This window comes from Paraburkholderia bonniea, from assembly GCF_009455625.1.
In the GTDB taxonomy this organism is placed as follows: domain Bacteria; phylum Pseudomonadota; class Gammaproteobacteria; order Burkholderiales; family Burkholderiaceae; genus Paraburkholderia; species Paraburkholderia bonniea.
Genome location: NZ_QPEQ01000001.1, coordinates 1,290,599 through 1,316,442 on the forward strand (window position 1 = coordinate 1,290,599; position 25,844 = coordinate 1,316,442).

Here is a 25,844-nt window from a genome sequence, read left to right on the forward strand (position 1 = left end):
TACCGGTGCGGGTGCTTCGCACGGCCAACGGCGAAGCACCCGCAACGCGTCTGCTGGGAGGGCAAAGGGACGGCGGTGCCGTCCCTTTGCCGTTGTACTGGCGGCGACAGGCCTTACGCCCAGGTGGCCGCGCGGGTTTGGCACAAGTTAGCCAGCCGCTCAGTTGGGCTAACCAATCAAATAACCCGTCAACCGATGGATCAGACCCGATGCGCAAGATGGCTCTGAAGAATCTGGGCCCAGTCCGGCATGCGCAGGCTGAGCCACTCTCCGAGGCACAGCCGCTGCTCGATTCTGGTTTGCTGCCAGGTTTCGATGCGTTTCCTGCCGTGGTGCTGGTGCTGGAGAAATCTTCGCTGCGCGTGGCGTTTGCCAATCCGCTGGCCGAATCCATGCTGGAGCTATCGCGCAGGCAACTGGCGCAAATGGCGTGGCACGACATCTTCACCAATGCCGACGAACTGACACAGACGATTGCCGCGATTGCGGAGCATCGTTTCCAGGCGACTCACCTCGATGCCGTGCTCGAACGCCCTGGCCACGAGCCACTGCCGGTTCATGCGGTGATCGGCTTTCTGGAAAGCGCGCCAGATTATGTGCTGCTCGAACTGTTCGAAAACGAACGGCATCTGCGTACCGATCGTGAAGAGCGAATTCACGATCTGAGTGCGGTCAACAAGCAACTGATCCGCAACTTGGCGCACGAAATCAAAAACCCGCTGGGCGGGATTCGCGGTGCTGCGCAACTGCTTGAGTTCGAACTGGATGCGCGCGAGCGCGGGGCCTTGCGCGAGTACACCCAGGTAGTGATCAAAGAGGCCGACCGTCTGCAGACCCTGGTGGACCGTTTGCTGGAGCCGCACCGTCATCCACATATCGTCGGTGACGTAAATATTCATGAGGTTTGCGAGCGCGTGCGCGCGGTGATTCTCGCGGAGTTTCCACAAGGCCTGACGATTGGGCGCGATTACGACGTGAGCGTGCCCGACTTGCGCGGCGACAAAGAACAACTGATCCAGGCGCTGCTCAATATCGTGCGCAATGCTGCCCAGGCCCTGCGCGAGCAGATTGCCCAGGGCACGGCCCGCATCGAGCTGCGCACGCGCGTGGCGCGTAAGGTCACGATTGCCAAACGGCTTAGCAAGCTGGCACTGGATTTGCGTGTGATTGATAACGGCCCTGGCATCGCGGATGACATTCGCGACCGGATTTTTTATCCGCTGGTTTCTGGGCGCGAGGATGGCAGTGGTCTCGGGCTCACGCTGGCACAAACCTTCGTGCAGCAGCACGACGGCTTGATCGAAGTCGAGAGCCGCCCTGGGCACACCGAGTTTCAGATTCTGTTGCCGTTCGCGGCTTGACACCCGCTGGCCTTTAATCTTTCTGACCGACCTATATGAAGCCGATCTGGATCGTAGATGACGATGAATCTATCCGCTGGGTGCTCGAAAAAGCACTGGCCCGTGACAACCTGCCGACGCGTAGTTTCGCCAATGTGCGCGATGCGTGCTCCGCGCTAGAGCACGACAGCCCACAGGTGCTGGTTTCCGATATCCGCATGCCAGGGGGCTCGGGGCTGGATCTGCTGCAGGTCGTGCGCGACAGGTTGCCGGGGCTGCCGGTGATCATCATGACCGCGTTTTCTGATCTGGATAGTGCGGTGTCGGCGTTTCAGGGCGGCGCGTTTGAATATCTGGCCAAGCCGTTCGATGTTGACCGCGCGGTGGAACTGATTCGCCGCGCGGTGGATGAAAGCATGCTCCACGTGCCAACGGTGGATGAGCGGAGCGCCGACACCCCCGAAATGCTTGGCCAGGCGAGCGCGATGCAGGACATGTTTCGCGCGATTGGCCGCTTGTCGCATTCGGTGGCGACCGTGCTGGTGACGGGCGAATCGGGCACCGGCAAGGAGCTGGTGGCGCGGGCGCTGCACCGTCATAGCCCACGGGCAGGCGGGCCGTTTATCGCATTGAATACCGCGGCGATTCCGCAAGATCTTCTGGAGTCCGAGTTGTTTGGCCACGAGCGCGGCGCATTTACCGGCGCCCAGGCACAGCGCATCGGGCGTTTCGAGCAGGCTGAAAATGGCACGCTTTTTCTCGACGAAATTGGTGACATGCCCTTTGATCTGCAAACACGTTTGCTACGGGTGCTGTCGGATGGCCAGTTTTATCGCGTTGGGGGGCATCAGCCGGTGCGCGCGAATGTGCGGGTGATCGCCGCGACGCATCAGAACCTGGACGCCCGTGTGCGCCAGGGCAAGTTCCGCGAAGACCTGTTTCACCGGCTCAACGTGATTCGGCTGCGTTTGCCTGCGCTGCGTGAGCGCAGCGAGGATATTCCGCTGCTGACCCGGCACTTCCTGCAAAAGAGCGCGCGTGAGCTTGGCGTTGAACCCAAACGGGTGTCGGATGCGACGCTGGCACATCTGGCCTCGCTGCCGTTTCCGGGCAACGTGCGCCAATTGGAGAACCTGGCGAACTGGCTGACCGTGATGGCACCCGCGCAGACGGTCGAGATCAAAGATTTGCCCCCCGATTTGCTGCCTGGACACCGGAGCGTGTTCGAGATGAATGCGGCCCAGACGCTGGAAGCCGGGCGCAATTTGCATATCAAGGAGGGCGCTGATGCACCGCCGCTGGCACCGGGCGGGCACACCGCACCGTCGTCCCCCGGGGTGACGGTGCCAGGCGCAGGCTGGGAGAGCGGCTTGCGCAGCGAAGTCGCGCGGTTGCTAAGAGAGAACAGTGCTGACGTGATGGCTGCGCTAGCGCAGCGTTTTGAGGCGGCGATTATCCGCGAAGCGCTTGAGTTCACGCGCGGCCGTAAGGTCGAAGCCGCTGAGCGGCTTGGCATTGGCCGCAATACGATTACGCGCAAAATCCAGGAGCTGGATCTGGAGCCGTAAGCGCCGGAGCCGGGCTCCGGCACCGGCCTCAGCTGTGCCGTTTAATCGAGTTGGGCGAAGACGGGCGCGTGATCGGACGGCTGTTCCCATTTGCGTGGCGTGCGGTCGACGTCGCAGGCGCTGCAAGCGGGAGCGAGCGCGGCCGACAGCAGGATGTGATCAATGCGCAAGCCAGCGTTACGGCGGAACGCGAGCATCCGGTAATCCCACCACGTGAAGGTTTTTTCCGGGCGTTCGAACTGACGAAATGCATCAACCAGCCCAAGCGTGGTGAGCCGCACAAACTCGGCGCGCTCTTCGGGCGAGACCAGATTCTGGCCTTCCCATGCCTTTGGATCGTGAACGTCGCGGTCTTCCGGAGCAATGTTGTAGTCACCTAGCAGAGCCAGTTTGGGATGCTGCTGCAGCTCGGCCGCGATCCAGTCATGCAGCGCCGCCAGCCAGCGCAGCTTGTAGTCGAACTTGTCGCTGCCGGGTGCCTGGCCGTTTGGAAAATAAGCGGAGATGATCCGCACACCTTCAACCGTGGCCGCGATGACGCGCTGCTGCGGATCATCAAAGCCGGGAATATTGCGCACCACGGTGGCGTCATCGACGCTCAGACCTTCGCGCACCAGGATGCCAACCCCGTTATAGGTTTTTTGGCCGGCAAACCAGCTTCGATAACCCTTTGCCTCAAGTTCGGCGCGCGGGAATTTATCGTCTGTCAGTTTGAGTTCTTGTAGACACAGCACGTCGGTCTGACTGAGTTCCAGCCAGTCGATCACATGTTGCAGGCGGACTTTCAGGGAGTTGACGTTCCAGGTGGCGATTTTCACGGGACATTCCGAGGCTTGATGGAGTTGGGTTAGGGCGGATTGAGGCGGGAGAGGGTAGCGATTCGCAGCGCTTGCCGATTTTGCATGAAGCCGAAGTGTGCCAGAACCCACTATCAGATAGCCGGATGCGCGTGAAGCGGGCTAGGGGCCACTGCGATTGTTCTGCGGCAGTGGAACCATTGGTATTTGCGCGTTACTTAGGTGTTGATAGTTTTGTTTGGGTTTTTATCACATAGACGATACGCGCGAATTTTTGAAAAATGGCTGAATTATGGGAAATGGCAATTGTCTTAAGTTAAATGTATTCAAAAAACCTGGAGTGCCTGCTGATCAGCAGGCATTCCAGGTGGGATTTTTTAAAGTGCATGGCGAGCTTAGGAACGTCAAGCAGGTTTTTTCTAAAGTTGATTGGCGTGCCACTTTGCTTGTGGCGTTTGTCGGCGGGGTGTTTTTGTTTGGCGAGCGGATATGCGAGCAGCACAAACGCGCTTGTGACTCTGATGCCTGCCTGACGTTTGTCGATGAGGCGCGCGCAAATTACCGGGTGGCTGCTATCGGGATTTTGGTTTTGGGTTTGGCAGTTTGGAGGGAGCTCTATTCAGTCAAGTCTGAAAATTATGATGTGATAAGGATTCAACCTGATTCGCTTGAAGATTTTATGGCGGAATGTGATAAAAAACAAAAACGTGATGAGTCTCATATAAATAAAAAAGATGCGAATATTTCTTTAAATAAAAGTCAGGCGCAAGCGCCGCGGCGTAAGGCTCGGTCACTTCCGCTTGCAACCTGAAAATATATCTCCTGAGCCGATCAGGCGCAGCGTATAGTGGCGCGACACTCATCTGATTATTCTGGGAGAAACACCATGGCTGATTTATATCCTGCGTTTTATAAGGATTTCGAAGTGCACCCGTTGGTGTTCTCCCGCAAATTTGACAAGTTCGATGGTCACAAACGGCAGGCGGAAGGTTACGACATCGCAGTGCGCATCTGCCGTCCTGGCGCGATCAGCGGCTCGAAAGCGAGCCGCGTGTTCCGCCAGACTCTGGCGCTGACGATTGCAGATTTTGGCGTGGCCAAGCGCAGCGCGAGCCAGTACGGCGCGGACATTATTGATGGCAAGATCGACGGCGCTTCGGTCGCGGATCTGTGACATGAAAAATAGTTTCCGGCTTTGTTTGACGGCAGGAGCATCGGGCCGTACAATCCGGTCTCTCTGACGCGGGGTGGAGCAGTCTGGCAGCTCGTCGGGCTCATAACCCGAAGGTCACAGGTTCAAATCCTGTCCCCGCAACCAATACCAGCAAGGCTTTCCGCGATTTACGCCCTTTCCGGAAGATTCGTTTTTTTGGAATTTGGGCAACCGGTAGGCAAAAACCGCCAAAAATCCGCAGATTTCCGTCGCACCATCAAACCCGCCCCGAGCGGGTTTTTTGTTTTCCGGCGCTCTGGCGGCTTTCGTGACGCCTGCCCTTGCGAGCATATCAACCGGCCTGCGCGGACGTCCCGTGGCCGTTCTGGTGGCCCCGCTGGCAGTTTTCGCCGCTCTGCCTGGCTGTCCTGATGGTTCGCTTCGTGATACGCGTCATCGAGTCCGAGCGAGCCGTCGATGACCGATACTGGAATTCCTTGTTGGACGCGCCTTCCTTCGAGACTCCCGTTGATTCAACGGAAGTTCGACGTTCGCCCTTTACTGTTCAGGTAACGGACCGCGAGCAGCACTGCGTAAAACGATCAGATTTCACCGTCACGCAAGGAAAGCCGGTGCGCAATCTCTTTCGTTCGCACGATCTCGGCGTCAATGCCGACGAAGAAATCATAATTGATCTCGGCGAGACCTTTGATTGCAGACAGCCGGGATGATTCTGCTTCAAGAAACTGCACATAACGGTTGAGCTTCTCTGCAACTTCTTTGGCTGTGATCGGTTTCATGAACGCCCCAGGTGTGAATTTTCTCGATGAGGTCGCGTCATAGAACATCGGCTCTCGACAGAGGTTCAAGGTTTGCGTCCGCAATGAATGCGTCCTGCACCTCAGGCCGACGAAGGCGGCGTGCTGTCCGCTTCGGCCTTTTCGAAAACTTCGCTCATCCGTGCCTTCAGGTCGTCACCGATCGGCACTTCGAACGTCTGTCCGAGTGAGGTGTAAACCTGCAGGCGGAACGTGTCGACCATCTGCCGCCAGTCCTGCGGTTCAAGTCGGGGAAGATTGTCGAGCCACGGTGAGATAGGCGTGTACCAGCTGGCCTGCTCGCCGTCGCTGAGCGTGACGGGCAGCGGGGAAGACATACCATCCCTCGAGTCGGTCTTCTGGTACAGGTGCTGGGGCTTTCCTTTCGGCCGGTCTTGGTAGACCCATCCGACACTGAGGACCCGGGCGCCACGCTGCCCGGTATTGGTCGCCGTAATACCCACGTAGCGTGGCCACTGGGCGGGTCCTCCGGGCCCTCCCGTGACCACCACGATCATCGCCGTAACCTTGAGCCGGACACGTTCGGGGCGAAGGGCAAGCCACAGGGAAACGATCACCGCGCCGACCGTGCCGAACGCTGCGATCCAGTTCGCGAACGAATTGATGAAGTCCCAATGTTCCTTGTCGAGCCCGAGGAAGGTAATGGCCATGCTGAAGGTGTCGAGTGAGAAACACGCAGCATTATGAGGCAGGAAGAAAAAGGCCCCGCCGAAGCGGGGCGAACATCAAGGACATGCGCGGCTTCCTTGCAGCCCGCCGCGGGGCTTTCGCAACCTTGGAACGGCCCGCAAAGGCATCCCCCGGCGCAAGACTTCAATCGTTCACGGCACGACCGCGGGCGTGAGCGGCCCGGTCAACACCAGCGTCGGGGTCTGCTGTTTCGATGAAAAATTTTAATTTGTCATCTCGCTGGGGCTGCACTTACCCGCCTTTTTCATCGCAACAGGCATGTCTGCGCCTTTTTCATCAATGTCGCGAACAGAAATCCAGCATTGTTTATTGCCATGTTCCATAAAAATGTCGTAATTCCGCCCAGGTTTTGGAGTAAAAGTCATTCTTGGCGGAGTGCAATATATATAAGTATTCCCAGCTGAACCCACTGACGATATTAAAACTGTCAGCGGCTTATCTGCTGCCACCACATATTCTTTAATAAAATCTTTAAAAATCAATCCGTCCGTCCGCATCCAGGGCCGAGGACTTAATGGCATTCCTATCGTAAGACTTGTGGACGAGTATTTAATCGCCGAGAAATAACCATCATTTACGATAATTTTCTCGCTATCTTTTCCGGGAAACGGCGTGTAGCAATCCTTTCCAGGAGTAAAAGTCGCTTGTTGCTGTCCATTAGCGGCAAGAATTCGGATTCTTGCCGCTATGGCTGGATCATAAGTAGGCGAGGCTGTTTCCACATAATGTTTTGGCTGCGGTAGAAATGTGCAACCGCTCATGCAAATCGCGGTAATGAATGCGGCGCCCAGTAATTTCTTTAAAAACATTCTATTTCTCCTTTTTCTTTGTTTCATAACTCTTGCACGCCTTCTTGTAACTGTTATCGAAAGGCTTGATTTTTAGCATGTGCGCCTGGGATGCATAGTCGCCAGTCGTAGCAATGACAATGCCCGCAATAAATGCCAATTTTGCAGCAATCGAATTTAGTCCAATGTGCACTGATTCAGTAACTAAAATAATCCCTAATATTACAAAGGGAATTCGAAGCTATTTTTTTTAAATTTCCATCTTCAATCAGTTGTTTTTCCTGTTCAGGTGATCTTGACGTTGATCGGACGCGGCTGAATTTTTCCAGAGTTCAAGTCCTTCATTGATAACCGGACCATAAAAAGGAAACCGATCCATGACTGGCTTCGATGCCATGCCGGTCGCAAAACCAACAGTAAATTGACCAGGATTTGGCCGCAATATTTGCTCAATTGCGCTCGCAGCTGCCCGACCAAACACCACTTGTAGCCCACCTATTGGCGTTGTTTATAGTTGGCCGGAGAGAGGAGTTAATCCACGATTCAGCGGCCTTACCGGTTGTGTAACCGACCGTAATACCTGACCTATGATGCTGTCATTTCTGCCATACACCACATTATTGATCGCCGTGCCAGTCGCACCATCTCACAAAGGCAAATGAACGGTACCTGAAGTGCCCGCCACGTTTGCCGTAGCGCCGTAACAGCCAGTCCCGGCTTGCTGCGTTTGCTGAACAGTGGCCTGGGTGCCTGCTTTAACCACAGCGCGCCCCACTCTCAGACGGCTGAACAAAAGTCGTTTATTGCCTTGTTTCATCTGGTCTCATTCGGTTTACTAATTTTTAATGAGCGGCAATTTAGCGCCAAATGAACTGGAGGATTTGGGTTAACACGCTTTTTTAAGCGAAATACAACGCTTTTAGACAAATCGGATTGCGCTTATCGAGCATTTTATGAATCTGCGCTAGAGCAGGAAAAGAGCGAGGTACGAAGAAGGGAAATACCCCGATTCAGCTACACCTTGAACAAACCACTGTATTTTTGTACAGTACCGACATCGTGCCGTCCCCTGAACGTATTCCCCCTTCGTCCGCTATTACTTCGTCGCCATCGCGCAAGATCATTCATTGCGATTGCGACTGTTTTTATGCATCCGTTGAAATGCGTGATGACCCGTCATTGCGGGGCCGTCCGCTTGCCGTGGGTGGTCAGCCTGACCAGCGTGGTGTGATTGCCACCTGTAATTACGAAGCACGGCGTTTTGGCGTGCATTCGGCGATGTCATCGGCGCTCGCGTTGCGCAAATGCCCGGGGCTGCTGATCCTGCCCCCGGCAATGGAAAAATACCGCGCCGCGTCGCGCCAGATCATGGCGATTTATCACGACTACACCGCTGAAGTTGAGCCGCTGTCGCTCGATGAGGCCTATCTTGATGTCACGCACACGGATCGCTGCCGGGGCAGTGCGACGCTGATGGCCGCCGAAATCCGTGAGCGGGTGCGTGCCATCGTCGGCGTGACGGTCTCTGCCGGGGTCGCGTCGAACAAGTTCGTCGCCAAGATTGCCTCCGACTGGAACAAGCCCGATGGCCTGCACGTCGTGCGGCCGCATGAAATCGATGCGTTCGTGGCGGCTTTGCCAGTGCGCAAGATTTTCGGCGTGGGCAAGGTCACGGCGGCAAAGCTCGAAAAACTGGGCGTTACCACCTGCGCGCAGTTGCGCGAATGGCCACTGGTCGCTCTACATCATCAGTTCGGCACATTTGGCACGCGCTTGTATGAGCTGTCGCGCGGTATCGACGAGCGTCCTGTGCAGGCTGACCGGGAGCGCAAATCCGTCAGCGTCGAAACCACCTATGTGACCGATTTACGTACGTTCGAAGCCTGCGCCGCGGAGCTCGTCCGTCTGAGTGCATTGCTGGATGGACGGATTGCCCGTGCTGAGGCGGCCTCTGCGGTACGCAAGTTGTTCGTCAAGATTCGCTTCGCGGATTTTCAGCGAACGACGGTCGAATGCGTAGGTGACGCGACTCATCTGCCAACCTTGCTGGCGCTGCTGGAAAAAGGTTTCGCGCGGCGTCAGCAGCCGGTGCGGTTATTGGGCGTTGGGGTGCGGCTGGAGGAGGATGGCCTGGCACCAGACGGGCAGTTTGGCTTGTTTGATGCGCCACCAGCTGAGCAGGCTGAACGCGCTTCCGGCGCTGTATGAAATGCCGCTGCGGGTACTAGCTGATTCGCGTGCATGGGGCGCGCGGTGATAAGCCATAAAAAAAACGGTGCCCTGCTTTGAGCGCAGGGCACCGCTTCAGACACTTCACTTCTGCTCATCCGGCCATTGGCGAGTACCGCTGAGCGAGCCAGAGCGGCGTGGGCCAGCTTCAGGCGCTCATGCCGTTGTGCCGCAGCAGGGCATCGACATTAGGCTCGCGGCCCCGGAATGCCTTGAACGATTCCATCGCGGGGCGGCTGCCGCCCACTTCAAGAATCTCCTGGCGGTAACGCGTGCCGGTTGCGCTATCGAGCACGCTGCCGTTGCCTGCCTGCGCGGCTTCTTCAAATGCCGCGTAAGCATCGGCGGACAGCACCTCAGCCCATTTGTAGCTGTAGTACCCAGCGGCATAACCACCGGCAAAGATATGGCTGAAGGTATTGAGCCAGCGTGAAAATTCCGCCTGTGGAATCACGTGATATTGCTGGTTGATTTCACGCGCGAGCTCAAGCGCGCTGGCCGGGCCTGCTGGATCGAAATCGACGTGCAGACGCATATCGGTCATCGAAAACACGATTTGCCGCAACGTCCCCAGCCCGCTCTGAAAATTCTTCGCGGCCAGCATCTTGTCGAACAGCGCGCGTGGCAGCGGTGCCGCGGTCTCGACATGTGACGTCATATCGCTGAGGACATCCCATTCCCAGCAAAAATTCTCCATGAATTGCGACGGCAGTTCGACCGCATCCCACTCCACGCCATTGATGCCAGAAACGCCTGATTCGTCGACGCGCGTCAGCATGTGATGCAGCCCATGGCCAAACTCATGGAACAGCGTGATGACTTCGTCGTGCGTGAAGCAGGCGGGCTTGCCGCCCACCGGCGCGGAGAAGTTGCAGGTCAGGTAAGCCACCGGGGTTTGCACGCCCTGGGCGTGACGGCGGCGAGTGCGGGCGTCGTCCATCCAGGCACCGCCGCGTTTGCCTTCGCGGGCGTACAGGTCCAGATAGAACTGGGCAATCAGCGCGCCGTCCTGGCGTTCGACCCGGAAAAACCGCACATCCGGGTGCCATACGGTCGCGGTATCCGGGCGGATGCGCACATCGAACAGTGTCTCGGTGACTTTGAAGAGCCCTTTGAGCACAGCATCTTCAGGGAAGTACTGCTTCACCTCATTTTCAGAAAACGCATAGCGTTGCTGCCTCAGCCGTTCAGCGGCAAAGGTCATGTCCCACGGCTGCAAGTCGCTTAATCCCAGCTCGCTGGCGGCAAATTCGCGCAGTTCCCGCCAGTCCTGTTCGGCATGCGGGCGAGCGCGCACCGCGAGGTCATCGAGAAAACGCATGACCTCGGCGGGTGATTGCGCCATCTTGGACGCCAGCGAGACTTCAGCGAAATTCGCATACCCAAGCATTTTTGCTTCTTCGGCACGCAGCGCGAGCTGCTCGGCGATGTTGCCGGTGTTGTCCCATGCGGGCTGGCCGCCGCCATAGGTGACGCCTTGCTCTGAAGCGCGCGTGACGTAAGCGCGATAAAGCGTTTCGCGCATCGGCCGATGTTCGGCGTACTGCATGACGGGGAAATAGGACGGGAAGTGCAGCGTGAATTTCCAGCCGGTTTTGCCATCGCGCTCAGCTGCTTCGCGCGCGGCTGCGATCGCGTCTTCGGGCAGGCCTGCCAGTTCTGGCTCGTGCTGGACGAAATACGCGTAGGCGTTGGTCGCATCGAGCACGTGGTCGGAGTAGCTTTTTGCCAGCGTGGCCTGGCGCTCTTGCAGTTCAGCGAAACGTGGCTTTTGCTCCTCGGGCAGCTCGGCACCAGAGAGGCGGAAGTCGCGCACTGCGTTATCGAGGATTTTTTTGCGCTCGTGCGACAGCGTTTCGAACTCGATGCTGGCTTTTAGCGCCTTGTATTTCTCGTACAGCGCGAGGTTTTGCCCGACGCTCGACCAGAACTCGGTGACGCGGGGCAGGTTCTCGCCGTAGGTGGCGCGCAATTCGGGGGTGTCAGCGACGGCATTCAGATGACCGACGATGCCCCAGGCGCGGGCGAGCGGTTCTGTGGCGCGTTCGACGGGTTCCACCACATCGGCCCATGAAGCGGGGGTGGCGGGTGCGCTGGCGCGTTCGACTGCAGTTTGCGCGGCGGCCAGCAGGACATCGAGTGCGGGCGTGACGTGTTCCGGGCGAATTTCGCCAAAACGGGGCAGATCGGAGAAATCGAGCAGCGGATTCAGCGGATTGCCAGATGCCGGTTGGGAGATAGACATGGGAGCTTCCTGTGAGTCGCGGGTGAAGGGGCGCTCATGCGCGCTCGCGCGGTGAGGCCGGGTTATCCGATGATGGGGCCGTAAAGGCCGATTCCAACCGGCAAACTAGCAGAAGTTTGAAAGACGCGGCGTGAGGTGGGGTGAGGTGGTCGTGTAGGCGTGAGACAGGGCAGGTGGCTGCGTTGCTGGCTGCCGGAAGGGGCCTCAGAGGGGGCATAAGTGCCGGAGGTGAAGTACGGACCCGTCCTGTTCGGGCCACGCAGGTTGATTCTGGCTACTTACTGCCTGCTGCCTGCCGCCCGGGGAGCTTGGGCGCGGCAGGCGCTGGGGGTGAAGTTTCAGCAGAGGCAAGTGAAGCTGGGAGCGCTGGCTTGAGCGTTGGAGTCTTCAGGATCTCAGGGCCTCCCAAGCCTCCCTGGCACGTCAAGCTTGGGCAGCCGCACGCTCCGCTGCTTCCAGCGTGTTGACCAGCAGCATGGTGATGGTCATCGGGCCGACGCCGCCTGGCACCGGTGTGATGTAGCCCGCTACCTCGCTGACTCCGGCGAAATCGACGTCACCGCATAGCTTGCCCGCGTCGTCACGGTTCATGCCGACGTCGATCACGGTGGCACCGGGCTTCACCATGTCCGCGCGCAGGAGGTTGCGGATGCCGGTGGCGGCGACCACCACATCGGCCATCCGCGTATGCGCGGCCAGATTGCGGGTCTTGCTGTGACAGACGGTGACGGTTGCGCCCGCGTCGAGCAGCATCAGCGCCATCGGTTTGCCGACGATATTCGAGCGGCCGATGACCACTGCGTTTGCACCGGCCAGCGCGATGCCATGCGCCTCAAACATTTTCATCACGCCATATGGCGTACAGGGGCGAAAGAGCGGCTTGCCAGTCATCAGCGCACCGGCGTTGGCGACGTGAAAGCCATCGACATCTTTCTCGGCGGCAATCGCTTCGATCACCTGATGGCTGTCGATATGCGGCGGCAGCGGCAGTTGCACGAGGATGCCGTGAATCGCTGGGTCACGGTTCAGCGCATCAATCCGGGCCAGCAGTTCGGCTTGTGTCAGCGTCGCCGGATAACGGTCGCACGACGAGCGCAGGCCATTGTCCTCGCAGGCCTTGATCTTGTTGCGGACATAGACCTCGCTCGCCGGGTTGTCACCAACCAGCACGACGGCCAGACCTGGCTGGTGCCCCTGGGCGGTGAGGAGGGCGGCACGGCGGGCAACATCGGTGCGCAGGGTTTTTGAGAGGGCGTTGCCGTCGATCAGTTTGGCTGTCATGGGTCGGTCGAGGAGTGGGCGTTCGGAGGCAGGGAGTCGCGGATGCGGTAGCGGCTGTAGAGGCGTTTTAAGGCGGACTGGAGGTGAAAGCCGTCGCATCTGGCACAGCACTGCGGGAGAAAGAATGCATCGCTGCAAGGGGCGGCATTATACCGGCACCGCTTGGACAGAAACAGAACGGAAAAACACGAACGCCACGCAGCGCCGGGGTTCGGGCGGGCGTGGCGCGTATCGCATCAGATACAGGTTGCGCGCCGTGTGCTTTGAGCGCGCAGGAGGGGCTTACGGCACCGGTGGCTTGCTGGACAGTGCCAGCCGCAGCAAGTCAGCGACGGTATTGACGTTGAGCTTTTCCATGATGTTGGCGCGATGCGCTTCGACGGTCTTGATGCTGATGCCCAGATCGTCAGCGATCTGCTTGTTCAGCCGTCCTGCGATGATCCGCTCCAGCACTTGATGCTCGCGCGCGGTGAGCTTGCTCAGACGCTCGGAGGTGGCGCGCTGTTGCTGGACGCTGCTGCTTTCGCTACGCGCGCGGTCCAGCATGCGCTCGACCAGCTTGCGCAACTCGGCTTCATCGAAGGGTTTTTCGATGAAATCCATCGCGCCTTTTTTCATTGTCGATACGGCCATTGGCACGTCGCCGTGGCCGGTGACGAAGATGATGGGCAGCAGCGCATCGTCGGCGATCAGACGCTCCTGCAGCTCAAGACCGCTCATCCCGGGCATCCGCACATCGAGGATCAGACACGCGATCTGGCCGGGATGCTGATGCGGCTGCCAGGCTTCGAGGAACTGCTCTGCGCCAGCAAAGCACTGAACCCGGTAACCATTTGCTTCGAGCAGCCAGCGCAGTGAATCGCGCACGGCCTCATCGTCATCGACAACAAAGACAGTTTCCTGTGTGATGGCCAGATTTGGACTGTTCATAGCTCTCTCGTAGCGGTTCGTGATGCTGGTGTCTGCGACCCGCTGTTACCGGGGCCGTCAGGTTCCCCAACAGGCAGGCTGCAATGGAATGTGGCGCCAGTGATGCGGCCGTCAGCGGCGATATTGTTGACGACCCACAGGCGACCCCGGTGCGATTCGATAATCGAACGGCAGATATTCAGCCCCATGCCCATACCGTCGGACTTGGTGCTGTAAAACGGTTCGAACAGGCGCTCGGCGGTGGTTTCATCCACGCCGGGCCCCTGATCGACAACACTGATGCAAACCAGCCCCTGATCCAGCCGCACGATGATCCGGATCACCGGGTCGTAGGCATTAGGGGCGGCGTCATACATGGCTTCGGCGGCGTTCTTGAGCAGATTCACCAGCACCTGCTCGATCAGCACCTGATCGACGTAAATCACTGGCAAGCGCGAGCGCAGCTCGGTGACGATCCGAATGCGCCGCTTGCGCACTTCAATTTCGGCGAGCCCCACCGCATCGGCGACGATATCCGCGACCCGGCAGGCTTGGCGTTTGGGCTCGCTGCGTTTCACGAACTCGCGGATGCGCTTGATGATCATCCCCGCGCGCACGGCCTGCTGAGCGGTTTTTTCGAGCACGGGCAGCAGATTGTCGGGCGTGGTGCGGCCAGAGCGCACCAGCGCGACGGCACCCGAGCAGTAGTTATTGATGGCCGCCAGCGGCTGGTTGAGTTCATGGGCCAGCGATGACGCCATTTCGCCCATGGTCATCAGGCGGCTGGTGAACTGCAGTTTTTCGTCCTGCTGCCGCGCGAGTTCCTGCGCTTCCTTGCGCGTGGTGATGTCGGTGGCGATCTGCATTTGCGCCAGATGGCCATCCACCCACTGAATGTACTGACGCCGTACTTCAAACCATTTCTGGATGCTCTGGACGTAAACCTCCTGGGCGTCCGCAGTGCTTTCGGTGAGCGCGGCGGCGGGCAGGCCGGCATAGGCATCCACCATGTCGATGGAGTCAGATGAGGCTTCGCCGCTGTCGAAGCTGTCACCGGCTAGTTCCAGATGGCCATCTGGGCGAATGCCAAACAGATGGCGGTAATAGCGGTTGGCGAACAGCAGTTCGGCTTCGTCGGCGGCGAGCACCGACACGGCGGCGTCCAGGCTTTCGAGCACGGTGGTGAAGCGCTCATGCGCGGCGGCGAGTTCTTCGCGGGCGCGTTTGGGTTCGGTGATGTCGGTCATGGACGACATCCAGCCGGTTTGCCGGCCCGAGCTGTCGATGAGCGGTGAGACATACAGGCGCGCGTGAAACAGCGAGCCATCCTTGCGCCGCACGCGTAATTCGAAGCCGGAGGAAGGTGCCTTGCCGCGCAAGGTCATTTCGTACTGACGCTGCATTTCGGGGTAAGCGTCGCGCGGCCAGTAGGGGAACGGGGCGAGCTTGCCGACCAGATCGGTTTCGTCCCAGCCGGTCATGCGGCAAAACGCGGGATTCACGTGCGAGATGCGGCCGTGCATGTCGAGCACCCGCATGCCGATCAGCACGGAGTTTTCCATGGCCCGGCGAAAAAATGCCTCGGCATACAGCGCCTGCTGCGCCTCAAAGCGCTGGCGCGTGTGCTTCCACAAGCTCCATAAGCTCCACAGCACAAAACACGACAGGCCAGCCACGAGCCAGACCAGCGTGTTGTTGGTGAAGTTGGTCATCTGCGGATACGCATAGACCCGGACCGATACGCCCTGGCCGGGCGGATCGAGCGGCAGATCGTAGGAGGCGTCGCGTGGCAGGCGGGGGCGCGTCGAGGTGGTGGCCAGTTCGCGGTTATTGACGTCGATGATCGAAATTTTGTACTTCGCTGACAACTCGGGCGGGATGTCGTGCTTCAGGATGCCTTCAATGGAAAACACCGCTGCAATCGAGCCCAGAAACTCCCGCTCACGGTAAACCGGGGTTTGCAGCGTGAGGTAGCCGTTGCCGAGATCGTCGTAAATCAAGGGGGAGTAAATCTGGCGGCGGGTGCTGCGCGCCTCGGTGAAGGCTGCCTTGACGGCTTCGTCCATTTGCACGTCGCTGGGGCGCGCAAGGCGCTGGCCGAACATCGGTAACGCGTTTGCGGGCCAGCGCGGCTGCTGCTCGCTGGTGTACCAGTTCATGTAGAGGATCTCGGGATGCCCCTGCATGATGTCGGCGGACGAACTCTGAAACGAATGGGGATCGGCGCGGCCCACAACCAGATCGCGGGCAAGAGACTGGATTTGCTCTTGCGAACTGGTCATCGACAGGCGGATTTGCTGCTGGGCCCAGGCGACGTTGCGATAGAGCGTGTCTTCCTGCTGCTGCCGCTCACGCCGGTTCAGGCTCCACAAAATCAGGCTCATGACGACCAGAAAAACCAGGATCGACAGCAGCGGCGTGAGGAGATAGGAATTGGACCACCATGGTCCATGGTGCCAGCGTGAGGGCGTCGAATCCGCCGACGAACCGGACGGGCGCGCCGAGCGAGTAAGAAGCCGTTCGGTCAACATGGCAGGCATTGTAGCTCAGCCGGTCTGGCGCAATTGGTGCAAAAGATGACGCGGCGCGAGCGATGCGGAATAAATAAAGAACAAATTTAATCGGGGAAATACGCCGAACTATTATGAGATTAGGCGCTAGATCAGGGTGCAATGCAGCATTTTTCCGCATTATGAGAAACCATCTCGTCATTCGAAAGTTTTGTTGCGTAGATCGTGAGCGGCTTATTACAATCGTCCGCAAGCTGCCGCGGCCTGGTCTGGTTCGCGTCGTCTGTTCAAAGAGCGTTCCTTATATTCAGGAGACGAGCATGTCCGCAGTACCCGATGAAGTCATGAAATATGTCGCCGCAGAAAACGACGACGATCCCCAGGAAACCGGTGAATGGCTTGAAGCGCTGGATGGCGTAATTTCCGCCGTCGGCCCTGACCGCGCCCACTATCTGATCGAAAAGCAGATCGAATTTGCCCGTGTTCACGGCGAGCATCTGCCTTTTTCCGCCAATACCCCCTATATCAATACGATTCCGCTCACCGCCCAGGCCAAAATCCCGGGCGATCAGGACATCGAACACCGCATCCGCTCATACACACGCTGGAACGCCATTGCGATGGTGCTGCGCGCGGGCAAGGAAACCAACGTGGGCGGCCATATCGCCTCGTTTGCCTCCGCTGCGACGCTCTATGACGTGGGCTTCAACCATTTCTGGCATGCGCCTTCCGAGGCTCATGGCGGCGATCTGATTTTCGTTCAGGGCCATTCATCGCCGGGTGTGTATTCACGGGCGTTTCTGCTTGGCCGCCTGTCGGCAGACCAGCTCGACAATTTCCGCCAGGAAGTCGGCGGTGAGGGTATTTCGTCGTATCCGCATCCATGGTTGATGCCTGATTTCTGGCAGTTCCCGACCGTTTCGATGGGCCTCGGGCCCATCATGGCGATCTATCAGGCGCGCTTCATGAAGTACATGCAGGCGCGCGGCATTGCCAAAACCGATGGCCGCAAGGTGTGGGCTTTTCTTGGTGACGGCGAGACGGATGAACCAGAATCGCTCGGCGCGATTGGCATGGCGGGCCGTGAGCGGCTCGACAATCTGGTGTTCGTCATCAACTGTAATTTGCAGCGGCTGGATGGCCCGGTACGGGGCAACGGCAAGATCATCCAGGAACTGGAAAGCGAGTTCCGCGGGGCGGGCTGGAACGTTATCAAGGTGGTCTGGGGCAGCCGCTGGGATGCGCTGTTCGCCCGCGATAAATCCGGCATGCTGATGCGCCGGATGATGGAAGTGGTGGACGGCGAGTATCAAACGTACAAGTCGGAGTCCGGCGCGTATGTGCGGGAACACTTCTTCAACACGCCAGAGCTGCGCGCACTGGTGGCCGACTGGTCCGATGAAGACATCTGGAACCTGAATCGCGGCGGCCATGATCCGCACAAGATTTACGCGGCATTCCAGCAGGCTTCGCAGGCGGTGAAGCAACCCACGGTGATTCTGGCCAAGACGATCAAGGGCTATGGCATGGGCGAAGCTGGCCAGGCCATGAACATCACCCATCAGCAAAAGAAAATGCAGGTGGACCAGCTGAAGAAATTCCGCGACCAGTTCCGCCTGCCAATCTCTGACGCCGATATCGTCGACGTGCCTTATCTGAAGTTCGAAGAAGGCTCCAAAGAACTCGAATACATGCGCGCGCGCCGCCAGGAGCTGGGCGGCTATCTGCCTGCCCGGCGGCAAAAGGCCGAGCCACTGCCGGTGCCCGAACTGGCCGCTTTCGAGCCTGTGCTGAAAGGCACTGGCGAAGGCCGTGAGATTTCGACCACGATGGCCTTCGTGCGCATTCTGAACATCTTGCTGAAAGACAAGGCGCTGGGTAAGCGCATTGTGCCGATCGTTCCGGACGAATCACGCACCTTCGGCATGGAAGGGCTGTTTCGCCAGATCGGTATCTGGAACCAGGATGGCCAGAAGTACGTGCCAGAAGATTCCGATCAGTTGATGTTCTACCGTGAATCGGAAACCGGCCAGATTCTGCAGGAAGGGATTAATGAAGCCGGTGGCATGTGCGACTGGATCGCCGCCGCCACGTCGTATTCGACGCACGGCGAGATCATGATCCCGTTCTACATTTTCTATTCGATGTTTGGCTTCCAGCGCATCGGCGATCTGGCCTGGGCGGCAGGCGACATGCGTTCGCGCGGCTTCTTGCTGGGTGGCACGGCTGGACGCACCACGCTCAACGGCGAAGGCTTGCAGCACGAAGATGGTCACTCGCTGCTGTGGGCCGCTTCGGTGCCGAACTGCATCAGCTACGACCCGACTTTCGGCTATGAACTGGCCGTCATCATGCAAGACGGGCTGCGCCGCATGGTGCAGGACCAGGAGGATGTGTACTACTACATCACGGTGATGAACGAAAACTACGAGCACCCGGCGATCCCGCAGGGCGACAGCGTAGCGGCCGACATCATCAAGGGCATGTACGCGTTCCGCAAGGCCGAGGCCGCAGCCAATGCGCCACGGGTTCAGTTGATGGGTGCCGGGACGATCTTTAACGAAGTGATTGCCGCCGCCACGTTGCTGCAGAACGATTGGGGTGTCGCGGCAGATCTCTGGAGCGTGCCGAGCTTTACTGAACTGGCACGGGAAGGCCACGAAGTGCAGCGCTGGAACCTGCTGCATCCGGCCGAAGCGCGCAAAGTGTCACACGTCGAAAAGCTGCTGACAGGCGCACCGGGCCCGGTGATTGCTTCTACCGATTACGTCCGCGCGCTGACCGAGCAAATCCGCGCCTTTGTGCCGCAACGCTTCGTCGTGCTGGGCACGGATGGTTACGGCCGCTCGGACACCCGCGAAAAACTGCGTCATTTCTTCGAAGTCGACCGTTACTGGGTGACGGTGGCTGCGCTGAATGCGCTGGCAGATGAGGGCACGATCGAACGCAAGGTCGTTGCCGAGGCGCTCAAGAAATACAACCTTGATCCCGCTAAACCTAACCCGATGACCGTTTAGGGCATCGCCCCGTGTGCCATGGCGCGCCGTTTCAGTTTGCTTTACTGAAAGCGGTGTGCATGGCCCAGGAGACACCAGCAATGAGTCAAGCAATCGAAGTCAAAGTGCCGGACATCGGCGATTACACGGACATTCCTGTAATCGAGGTGCTGGTCAAGGCGGGTGATGCCGTCGAGAAAGAGCAGTCGCTTGTCACGCTCGAATCTGACAAGGCGACTATGGATGTACCGAGCCCCGTTGCGGGCACGGTTAAGGAAGTGAAGGTCAAGGCGGGCGATAACGTGTCGGAAGGCACGCTGATCGTCGTGCTGGGCGGAGCGGCTGCCGTGAACGGCAACGGCGCTGACACTGCAGCCGCGAAGTCGCCGCCAGCCAGCGGCGCGGCTGCACAACCTGCGGCGGTAGCCCCGGCACCCGCTGCGGCACCTGCACCTGCAGCAGCCTCGGCTGCAAGCGGCGGCGTGCAGGAGATCAAAGTGCCTGACGTGGGCGATTACACGGATATTCCGGTGATCGAAATTCTGGTCAAGGTTGGCGACCAGATCGAGAAAGAGCAGGCGCTGCTCACGCTGGAAACCGACAAGGCGACGATGGACGTGCCGAGCCCGGCTGCGGGTCTCGTCAAGGAAATCAAGGTGAAGGTGGGCGATACGGTTTCGGAAGGCTCGGTAATCGTGCTGGTCGAAGCCGCTGGCGCAACACCGGCCGCTGCCGCTCCGGCCAAGCCAGCCGCTGCGAGTGCCGCGAGCGAAAAACCATCGGACGCACCGCAAGCCCCGGCACCCGCGCCAGCTGCACCATCAGCACTGGCCCAGGCACCGCTTATTCCAGCAGGTGAAGGCGGCACACGCCAGGCCAGTCATGCATCGCCTTCCGTGCGCAAATTCGCCCGCGAACTGGGCGTCGACGTAGCACGCGTGCAGGGCAGCGGTCCAAAAGGGCGGATTACCCAGGCGGATGTGACAGCGTTCATCAAGGGCGTGATGACGGGGCAGCGCGCGGCTCCTGCGGCTAGCGCACCGGCTGCAGGTGGTGGTGAGCTGAACCTGTTGCCGTGGCCCAAGATCGATTTCACGAAATTCGGCCCGATTGAGCCTAAAGCGCTGTCGCGCATCAAGAAAATTTCGGGTGCCAACCTGCACCGCAACTGGGTCATGATTCCGCACGTCACGAACAACGACGAGGCTGACATTACCGAGCTCGAAGCGTTGCGCGTGCAGTTGAACAAGGAAAACGAAAAAGCCGGTGTGAAGGTCACGATGCTGGCGTTCGTGATCAAGGCGGTGGTGTCTGCGCTGAAGAAATTCCCGACGTTCAACACCAGCCTTGATGGCGACAACCTCGTATACAAGCAGTACTACCACGTGGGTTTTGCTGCCGATACACCGAATGGCCTGGTTGTTCCGGTGATCCGTGATGCTGACAAAAAAGGCTTGCTCGAAGTAGCGAAAGAGATGACCGAGCTGTCGAAGGCCGCGCGCGATGGCAAGCTCAAGCCAGACCAGATGCAAGGCGGCTGCTTCTCGATTTCGTCGCTGGGCGGGATTGGCGGCACCAACTTCACACCAATCATTAACGCACCCGAAGTAGCGATTCTTGGCTTGTCGCGTGGCGCAATGAAGCCCGTCTGGGACGGCAAGCAGTTCATTCCCCGGCTGATGCTGCCGCTGTCGCTGTCCTATGACCACCGGGTAGTAGACGGGGCAGAGGCGGCGCGCTTCAATGCATACCTGGCTGCGGTTCTTGCCGATTTCCGGCGTGTAATTCTTTGATTGCTGTTTAGACCTTTGCTCGCTGGGGCGCGGACGTTTGCCAACTGGTCCGCGCCCCAGATTTGCTTGTCAACACGATCAACAAGAGAAGGGGACACTGATGAGTCTCGTCGAAGTAAAAGTACCCGACATTGGCGACTTTAAGGATGTCGATGTCATTGAAGTGAACATCAAGCCAGGTGACGTGATCGAAAACGAGCAGGCGCTAATGACGCTCGAATCAGACAAGGCATCTATTGAAGTACCCAGCGATACCGCAGGCACGGTTAAAGAAGTGCGTGTGAAGGCGGGTGAGAAGGTTTCCCAGGGGAGCGTGATCGCGCTAGTCGAAACCTCGGCTGGTGCGTCAGAAAAAGCGCCAGCAAAGGAAGCAAAGCCAGAAGCGGCGAAAGCCCCTGCGCAACCCGCTGCCGCTAGCGCGTCAGCTTCAGCTCCTGCTGCTGCCAGCAGTGCTCAAGCACCCGCTGCTGCAGCGCCGCAGGCGAGCAGTTTTTCCGGCAGTGCAGATCTCGAATGCGACATGCTGGTACTCGGCTCGGGGCCAGGTGGATATTCGGCGGCGTTCCGTTCGGCGGATCTCGGCATGAAAACCATTCTGGTCGAACGTTATGCTGCGCTCGGCGGTGTTTGTCTGAATGTGGGCTGCATTCCGTCCAAAGCGTTGCTGCACACCGCGCTGGTGATTGACGAAGCGGCGGCGCTGGCATCGCACGGCATTACGTTTGCCAAACCGCAGATTGATCTCGAGCGCTTGCGTGATTTCAAGTCCGGCGTGGTCAAGAAGCTCACCGGCGGGCTGGCCGGCATGGCGAAGGCGCGCAAGGTCGAAGTGCTGACTGGCGTCGGCGCTTTTGTTGATCCGCATCATCTTGAGGTGCAGACGGAAGCCGGCAAGAAGGTTGTCAAATTCCGCCAGGCGATCATTGCTGCGGGCTCGCAGGCGGTGAAGCTGCCATTTATTCCCGAAGACCCACGGGTGGTGGATTCCACTGGTGCGCTTGAGTTGCGGCAGATCCCCCAACGCATGCTGGTGATCGGCGGCGGCATTATCGGCCTTGAAATGGCCACGGTGTACGCGACCCTGGGTTCGCAGATCGATGTTGTTGAAATGCTCGACGGGCTCATGATGGGTGCCGACCGCGATCTCGTGAAAGTTTGGGAGAAGTACAACAGCAAGCGGTTTGCCAACGTGATGCTGAAAACCCGCACGACTCAGGCCGAGGCGAAAGACGACGGCATCTACGTTTCATTTGAAGGTGAGAAAGCGCCTGCGGAAGCGCAACGTTACGATCTCGTGCTGGTGGCGGTGGGGCGTAGCCCGAACGGCCGGAAGATTGGTGCGGAGCATGCCGGCGTGGCCGTGACCGACCGTGGCTTTATCGAAGTCGACAAGCAGATGCGCACTAACGTGCCGCATATTTTTGCGATTGGCGATATCGTTGGCCAGCCGATGCTGGCGCATAAGGCGGTGCACGAAGGTCACGTTGCAGCAGAGGCGGCGCATGGCGAGAAGGCTTACTTCGATGCATTGCAGATTCCATCGGTGGCCTATACCGATCCGGAAGTAGCGTGGGCTGGCAAGACGGAAGATCAGTGCAAGGCCGAGGGGCTTAAGTACGGCAAAGCGGTGTTCCCTTGGGCCGCGTCTGGCCGGGCCATTGCGAATGGCCGTGACGAGGGTTTTACGAAGCTGATCTTTGACGAAGAAACGCACCGGGTGATTGGCGGCGGCATTGTCGGCCTGAATGCGGGCGATCTGATTAGTGAAGTGTGCCTGGCGATTGAGATGGGCGCGGACGCGACTGATATCGGCAAGACCATCCATCCCCATCCAACACTGGGTGAATCAGTTGGAATGGCTGCCGAGCTGTATGAAGGTGTTTGCACCGATTTGCCGCCGCAAAAGAAGAAGTGAATTTGATCTGACCGGCTTGAGCGTGAATCGGGCGGCATGGGATGCCAGGCCGTCTGGTTCACGTGCCTGGGCTGGAGGATTGAGTTGAGCGATTGGTGCAGATGCAGATGAAGGTGCAGACGAAAAAATGGCGTGCCTCGTTGAAAGGGCACGCCATTTTTTGTGCGCGCCGCTACGGCGCGCAGATGCCTGACTGCTCGCGCTTAGGCCTTCTTGGCTGGGCGCGATGCTTGTGCTGCTGCTTGAGATGCGGCTTTCGAGGCTGCGGCAGCTGCTGCATTGAAATTGCTTTCAGCGATTTCAACAGCCTGGCGCGTTGCCTTATGCACTGTTTCGTAGGTGGTGTTGGCAGCGGTGATAGCCGACTTGATTGCCGAAACAGCTGTTTCTGAACCTGCTGGTGCATTCTTTGCGACGTTGTCGATCAGCGATTGCACTTTGCGGTTTTGTTCTTCGTATTGAGCTTCTGCAACCCGGGTGAATTCGGTTTGCGTTGCCGACAGGATTTCGTACAGATGGCGGCTATACGACAGCGCTTTTTCTGCAACAGGCTGGCTCAGGCTAGCTTGCAGCGCGAGCAGCTCTTGTGCGTCTTTTACCGACAAGGCGCGCTGTGCATTTTCCTGGCCTTCCGCGAGCGTAGATTTCACGACTTGCAGGTTCAGTTCAACCAGCTTTTCAACGCCTTCAAATGCTTTGGCGGTCAAGCCAAACAGGGTTTCGAGGTTGGCTTTGTGGGCTGCGGCGAATTGTTCTGGGGTCAGCATAGTCATGGCGGTTACGCTCCTGAAAACGGCCCGCATGGTGCAGACCGCATTGGTTTGAAGGAAAAAATGCTTTCGGCTGATATACGCTGGGGAACTGTTTGATGCGCCGCAGCAATGTTTGACATTTTAGGATGGCTGGGGCGGATGTCAAGCGTTTTTTGTGCGCCGCACAATGCCGATAATTTATCAATAAAACAAAGGCTTATGCGAACTAGTTGAGTTGGGAAAGTCCGTTTTTATCCGCTTTTTCCTTAAATTGAGACTTATTACAGATTTCTGGCGTGTTTCTATTCGGCCTGGTCTAATTGGCCTGCGGTGTGGCTTTGGAGTCCGGGACAGAGGTAAACCGCCTATCATCGCGGAACGTTTGGCGTGCTCCCTGGACAAACGTCGAGTATTTTGGCGCTGACCGTGCCAGATTGACCGGCTTAGCGACCCCATCAAACCTGGTTGGACTGTCTGACGGGTTGAGCGTGATGCTGCAACCCGCTGCCGGAATAGTGCTTCCCCTGCCGGAGAATGCGTGCCTGGTTGTTACGTCAGGCGGGTAGAGGTTTGCGCGAGATTTGCGTGGTTTTCGCTCACATATCTTCATCAGCGCACCCGGTGGTCTGAAGTAGTTACCCAGTTTTTTTAATCGAATGCGATAGTTCGGTAGTTTTTTGCAATCAAATCTTGGAACTCGGTTTAAGGAGCGGCGGTAAGTATCTAATATTGCTAATTTTTAACACTTTTACTACACTTGCGGAAACTCTTGCCGCTCCCTATTAAATTCTCATGAAAACCGACATGTTTTCGTCGCTCAAAATCTTTCGCGGTGCGGCATTCAGCACGGTCATATCGACAGCTACGGCGCTTGTTCTAGCCGCCACGGCAGCGATGCCGGTCAATGTCCATGCCGCTGAGCCCGCCAAATCGGCCAAGCCGGCTAAAAACGCTAAATCAGCCAAGCCGGTCAAAGGGGCCGCGACGGCAAAAGTTACCAGTAAGCCGAGCGCAGCGCGGGCTACGGTAACCAAAGTCAAGGCCAGCACCAGCGCCAGCACTTCATCGCGTGCAACGGTAAAGAAAAAGCGCGTGACTTATTCAATGAATGGCCGCCAGCGCACGGCAGTCCGCAAGGTCGCCTTCCAGCCGCGTCCACCTACCGTGGGCCAGGCCTTTGGCCTGCACGACACGCCTGATGTGCTAGCCCTGCGTTCAAGCGTGGCTTACGTCGTTGACCAGAACACCGCCACGCCGCTTTTCGAAAAAAATTCACACGCTGTCGTGCCCATCGCATCCATTACGAAGCTGATGACAGCGATGGTCGTGCTGGATTCACACGCGCCAATGACGGAATCGCTGGAAGTCACGGATGAAGACCGTGACTATGAAAAAAATACCCGGTCACGCCTGTCAGTTGGCTCGGTGCTCTCGCGCGAAGACATGCTGCATATCGCGTTGATGGCATCCGAGAATCGCGCTGCCGCTGCGCTATCGCGTTATTACCCGGGCGGGCGCCCAGGTTTTCTGGCTGCGATGAACGCCAAGGCGAAACAGCTGGGCATGCTCGACACGCATTTCGAAAACTCAACCGGACTGACGAGCCAGAATGTATCGAGCGCACGTGATCTGGTGAAAATGGTGAATGCCGCTTACCAGTACCCGATGATCCGCGCGTTTTCAACGGATCGCAGCTACGAGGTGTACACCGGCAAGCGTTCGCTGGCCTACAACAGCACGAACGCGCTGGTGCGCAATCCGACGTGGGAGATCGGTCTGCAAAAAACTGGTTTCATTAATGAGGCAGGGGAGTGCCTTGTGATGCAGGCAACCATTCATGGCCGGCCAATGATTATGGTGCTGCTCGATTCGTCGGGTAAGTATTCCCGCTTTGCTGATGCGGCCCGTCTGCGCACCTGGCTCGACAATGGCGGCGAACGGATTACCAGTGCCGATAACGGTACCGCAGGTACCTGAGCGGTTTCATCGGTTTAGCGTTTGAGGGTTGTGACAAAACGCCTCGCATCGTGAACGGCACG

Annotated in this window: 18 protein-coding genes and 1 tRNA gene; 10 read left to right on the forward strand and 9 right to left on the reverse strand. The window is 58.3% G+C overall.

Annotation, left to right across the window (positions count from 1 at the left end; translation table 11 throughout):
* The first annotated feature begins 218 nt into the window (after positions 1-218).
* On the forward strand, positions 219-1,361 hold the full coding sequence (gene glnL / locus GH656_RS05640; RefSeq protein WP_153076571.1) for a nitrogen regulation protein NR(II): 1,143 nt from the start codon (positions 219-221) through the stop codon (positions 1,359-1,361).
* A gap of 35 nt (positions 1,362-1,396) precedes the next feature.
* Entirely contained in the window at positions 1,397-2,908 is a 1,512-nt protein-coding gene (gene ntrC, locus GH656_RS05645) for a nitrogen regulation protein NR(I) (RefSeq protein WP_153074971.1), read from the forward strand.
* Positions 2,909-2,949: 41 nt separating this feature from the next.
* Here ntrC and xth read toward each other — a convergent pair whose 3' ends face one another.
* The gene (gene xth / locus GH656_RS05650) at positions 2,950-3,726 is read right to left on the reverse strand and encodes an exodeoxyribonuclease III (RefSeq protein WP_153074972.1); all 777 of its coding nucleotides are present in this window, start codon (positions 3,724-3,726) and stop codon (positions 2,950-2,952) included.
* 271 nt (positions 3,727-3,997) lie between these two features.
* Here xth and GH656_RS05655 point away from each other — a divergent pair, with 271 nt between their 5' ends.
* The 3 genes from GH656_RS05655 (at position 3,998) to GH656_RS05665 (ending at position 5,023) form a co-directional block, all read left to right on the forward strand.
* A complete protein-coding gene (locus GH656_RS05655) occupies positions 3,998-4,516 on the forward strand; it encodes a hypothetical protein (protein WP_153074973.1) in 519 nt (172 codons plus the stop codon).
* Between the two features lie 75 nt (positions 4,517-4,591).
* A complete protein-coding gene (locus tag GH656_RS05660; protein WP_153074974.1) occupies positions 4,592-4,879 on the forward strand; it encodes a hypothetical protein in 288 nt (95 codons plus the stop codon).
* A gap of 67 nt (positions 4,880-4,946) precedes the next feature.
* Positions 4,947-5,023, forward strand: a tRNA-Met gene (locus tag GH656_RS05665).
* Between the two features lie 437 nt (positions 5,024-5,460).
* On the opposite strand, the gene GH656_RS05670 is transcribed toward GH656_RS05665, so the two are convergent.
* The 3 genes from GH656_RS05670 to GH656_RS05680 form a co-directional block, all read right to left on the reverse strand.
* Positions 5,461-5,658 carry a hypothetical protein gene (locus tag GH656_RS05670; RefSeq protein ID WP_153074975.1) on the reverse strand — a complete coding sequence of 66 codons (198 nt, stop codon included), beginning with the start codon at positions 5,656-5,658 and terminating at the stop codon, positions 5,461-5,463.
* Positions 5,659-5,759: 101 nt separating this feature from the next.
* Entirely contained in the window at positions 5,760-6,347 is a 588-nt protein-coding gene (locus GH656_RS05675) for a hypothetical protein (protein WP_153074976.1), read from the reverse strand.
* Positions 6,348-6,590: 243 nt separating this feature from the next.
* Positions 6,591-7,223 (reverse strand): hypothetical protein, encoded by a 633-nt coding sequence (locus GH656_RS05680; protein ID WP_153074977.1) that lies wholly within the window; start codon positions 7,221-7,223, stop codon positions 6,591-6,593.
* Positions 7,224-8,252: 1,029 nt separating this feature from the next.
* On the opposite strand from GH656_RS05680, the gene dinB reads away from it, so the two are divergent.
* A complete protein-coding gene (gene dinB / locus GH656_RS05685; protein ID WP_153076572.1) occupies positions 8,253-9,383 on the forward strand; it encodes a DNA polymerase IV in 1,131 nt (376 codons plus the stop codon).
* A 169-nt stretch (positions 9,384-9,552) separates the two neighbouring features.
* Here the strand turns inward: dinB and GH656_RS05690 are convergent, their stop codons facing one another.
* From GH656_RS05690 to fixL, 4 genes are all read right to left on the reverse strand, one after another.
* On the reverse strand, positions 9,553-11,649 hold the full coding sequence (locus GH656_RS05690; RefSeq protein ID WP_153074978.1) for a M3 family metallopeptidase: 2,097 nt from the start codon (positions 11,647-11,649) through the stop codon (positions 9,553-9,555).
* A 423-nt stretch (positions 11,650-12,072) separates the two neighbouring features.
* Positions 12,073-12,930, reverse strand: coding sequence for a bifunctional methylenetetrahydrofolate dehydrogenase/methenyltetrahydrofolate cyclohydrolase FolD (folD, locus tag GH656_RS05695; protein ID WP_153074979.1), 858 nt, complete (start codon positions 12,928-12,930; stop codon positions 12,073-12,075).
* Positions 12,931-13,212: 282 nt separating this feature from the next.
* On the reverse strand, positions 13,213-13,860 hold the full coding sequence (gene fixJ / locus GH656_RS05700; protein ID WP_153074980.1) for an oxygen response regulator transcription factor FixJ: 648 nt from the start codon (positions 13,858-13,860) through the stop codon (positions 13,213-13,215).
* Positions 13,857-16,370 (reverse strand): oxygen sensor histidine kinase FixL, encoded by a 2,514-nt coding sequence (gene fixL / locus GH656_RS05705; protein WP_153076573.1) that lies wholly within the window; start codon positions 16,368-16,370, stop codon positions 13,857-13,859. The genes fixJ and fixL overlap by 4 nt, the downstream gene beginning before the upstream one ends.
* Before the next feature lie 299 nt (positions 16,371-16,669).
* On the opposite strand from fixL, the gene aceE reads away from it, so the two are divergent.
* The 3 genes from aceE (at position 16,670) to lpdA (ending at position 23,053) form a co-directional block, all read left to right on the forward strand.
* Positions 16,670-19,366 (forward strand): pyruvate dehydrogenase (acetyl-transferring), homodimeric type, encoded by a 2,697-nt coding sequence (gene aceE / locus GH656_RS05710; protein ID WP_153074981.1) that lies wholly within the window; start codon positions 16,670-16,672, stop codon positions 19,364-19,366.
* Positions 19,367-19,446: 80 nt separating this feature from the next.
* Positions 19,447-21,138 (forward strand): dihydrolipoyllysine-residue acetyltransferase, encoded by a 1,692-nt coding sequence (aceF, locus tag GH656_RS05715; protein ID WP_153074982.1) that lies wholly within the window; start codon positions 19,447-19,449, stop codon positions 21,136-21,138.
* Positions 21,139-21,238: 100 nt separating this feature from the next.
* Positions 21,239-23,053, forward strand: a complete 1,815-nt coding sequence (gene lpdA / locus GH656_RS05720) for a dihydrolipoyl dehydrogenase (protein WP_153074983.1) — start codon at positions 21,239-21,241, stop codon at positions 23,051-23,053.
* Between the two features lie 203 nt (positions 23,054-23,256).
* Here the strand turns inward: lpdA and GH656_RS05725 are convergent, their stop codons facing one another.
* The gene (locus GH656_RS05725) at positions 23,257-23,826 is read right to left on the reverse strand and encodes a phasin family protein (protein ID WP_153074984.1); all 570 of its coding nucleotides are present in this window, start codon (positions 23,824-23,826) and stop codon (positions 23,257-23,259) included.
* Positions 23,827-24,597: 771 nt separating this feature from the next.
* Between GH656_RS05725 and pbpG the strand changes: the two genes are divergently transcribed.
* The gene (gene pbpG / locus GH656_RS05730) at positions 24,598-25,782 is read left to right on the forward strand and encodes a D-alanyl-D-alanine endopeptidase (protein ID WP_153074985.1); all 1,185 of its coding nucleotides are present in this window, start codon (positions 24,598-24,600) and stop codon (positions 25,780-25,782) included.
* Positions 25,783-25,844 lie beyond the last annotated feature (62 nt).

Coding starts and splice junctions, on each gene's coding strand:
- glnL (WP_153076571.1), top strand. CDS start 219: ATGGCTCTGAAGAATCTGGGCCCAGTCCGGCATGCGCAGGCTGAGCCA.
- ntrC (WP_153074971.1), top strand. CDS start 1,397: ATGAAGCCGATCTGGATCGTAGATGACGATGAATCTATCCGCTGGGTG.
- GH656_RS05655 (WP_153074973.1), top strand. CDS start 3,998: ATGGGAAATGGCAATTGTCTTAAGTTAAATGTATTCAAAAAACCTGGA.
- GH656_RS05660 (WP_153074974.1), top strand. CDS start 4,592: ATGGCTGATTTATATCCTGCGTTTTATAAGGATTTCGAAGTGCACCCG.
- GH656_RS05670 (WP_153074975.1), bottom strand. CDS start 5,658: ATGAAACCGATCACAGCCAAAGAAGTTGCAGAGAAGCTCAACCGTTAT.
- GH656_RS05675 (WP_153074976.1), bottom strand. CDS start 6,347: ATGGCCATTACCTTCCTCGGGCTCGACAAGGAACATTGGGACTTCATC.
- GH656_RS05680 (WP_153074977.1), bottom strand. CDS start 7,223: ATGAAACAAAGAAAAAGGAGAAATAGAATGTTTTTAAAGAAATTACTG.
- GH656_RS05690 (WP_153074978.1), bottom strand. CDS start 11,649: ATGTCTATCTCCCAACCGGCATCTGGCAATCCGCTGAATCCGCTGCTC.
- folD (WP_153074979.1), bottom strand. CDS start 12,930: ATGACAGCCAAACTGATCGACGGCAACGCCCTCTCAAAAACCCTGCGC.
- fixJ (WP_153074980.1), bottom strand. CDS start 13,860: ATGAACAGTCCAAATCTGGCCATCACACAGGAAACTGTCTTTGTTGTC.
- fixL (WP_153076573.1), bottom strand. CDS start 16,370: ATGTTGACCGAACGGCTTCTTACTCGCTCGGCGCGCCCGTCCGGTTCG.
- aceE (WP_153074981.1), top strand. CDS start 16,670: ATGTCCGCAGTACCCGATGAAGTCATGAAATATGTCGCCGCAGAAAAC.
- aceF (WP_153074982.1), top strand. CDS start 19,447: ATGAGTCAAGCAATCGAAGTCAAAGTGCCGGACATCGGCGATTACACG.
- lpdA (WP_153074983.1), top strand. CDS start 21,239: ATGAGTCTCGTCGAAGTAAAAGTACCCGACATTGGCGACTTTAAGGAT.
- GH656_RS05725 (WP_153074984.1), bottom strand. CDS start 23,826: ATGACTATGCTGACCCCAGAACAATTCGCCGCAGCCCACAAAGCCAAC.
- pbpG (WP_153074985.1), top strand. CDS start 24,598: ATGAAAACCGACATGTTTTCGTCGCTCAAAATCTTTCGCGGTGCGGCA.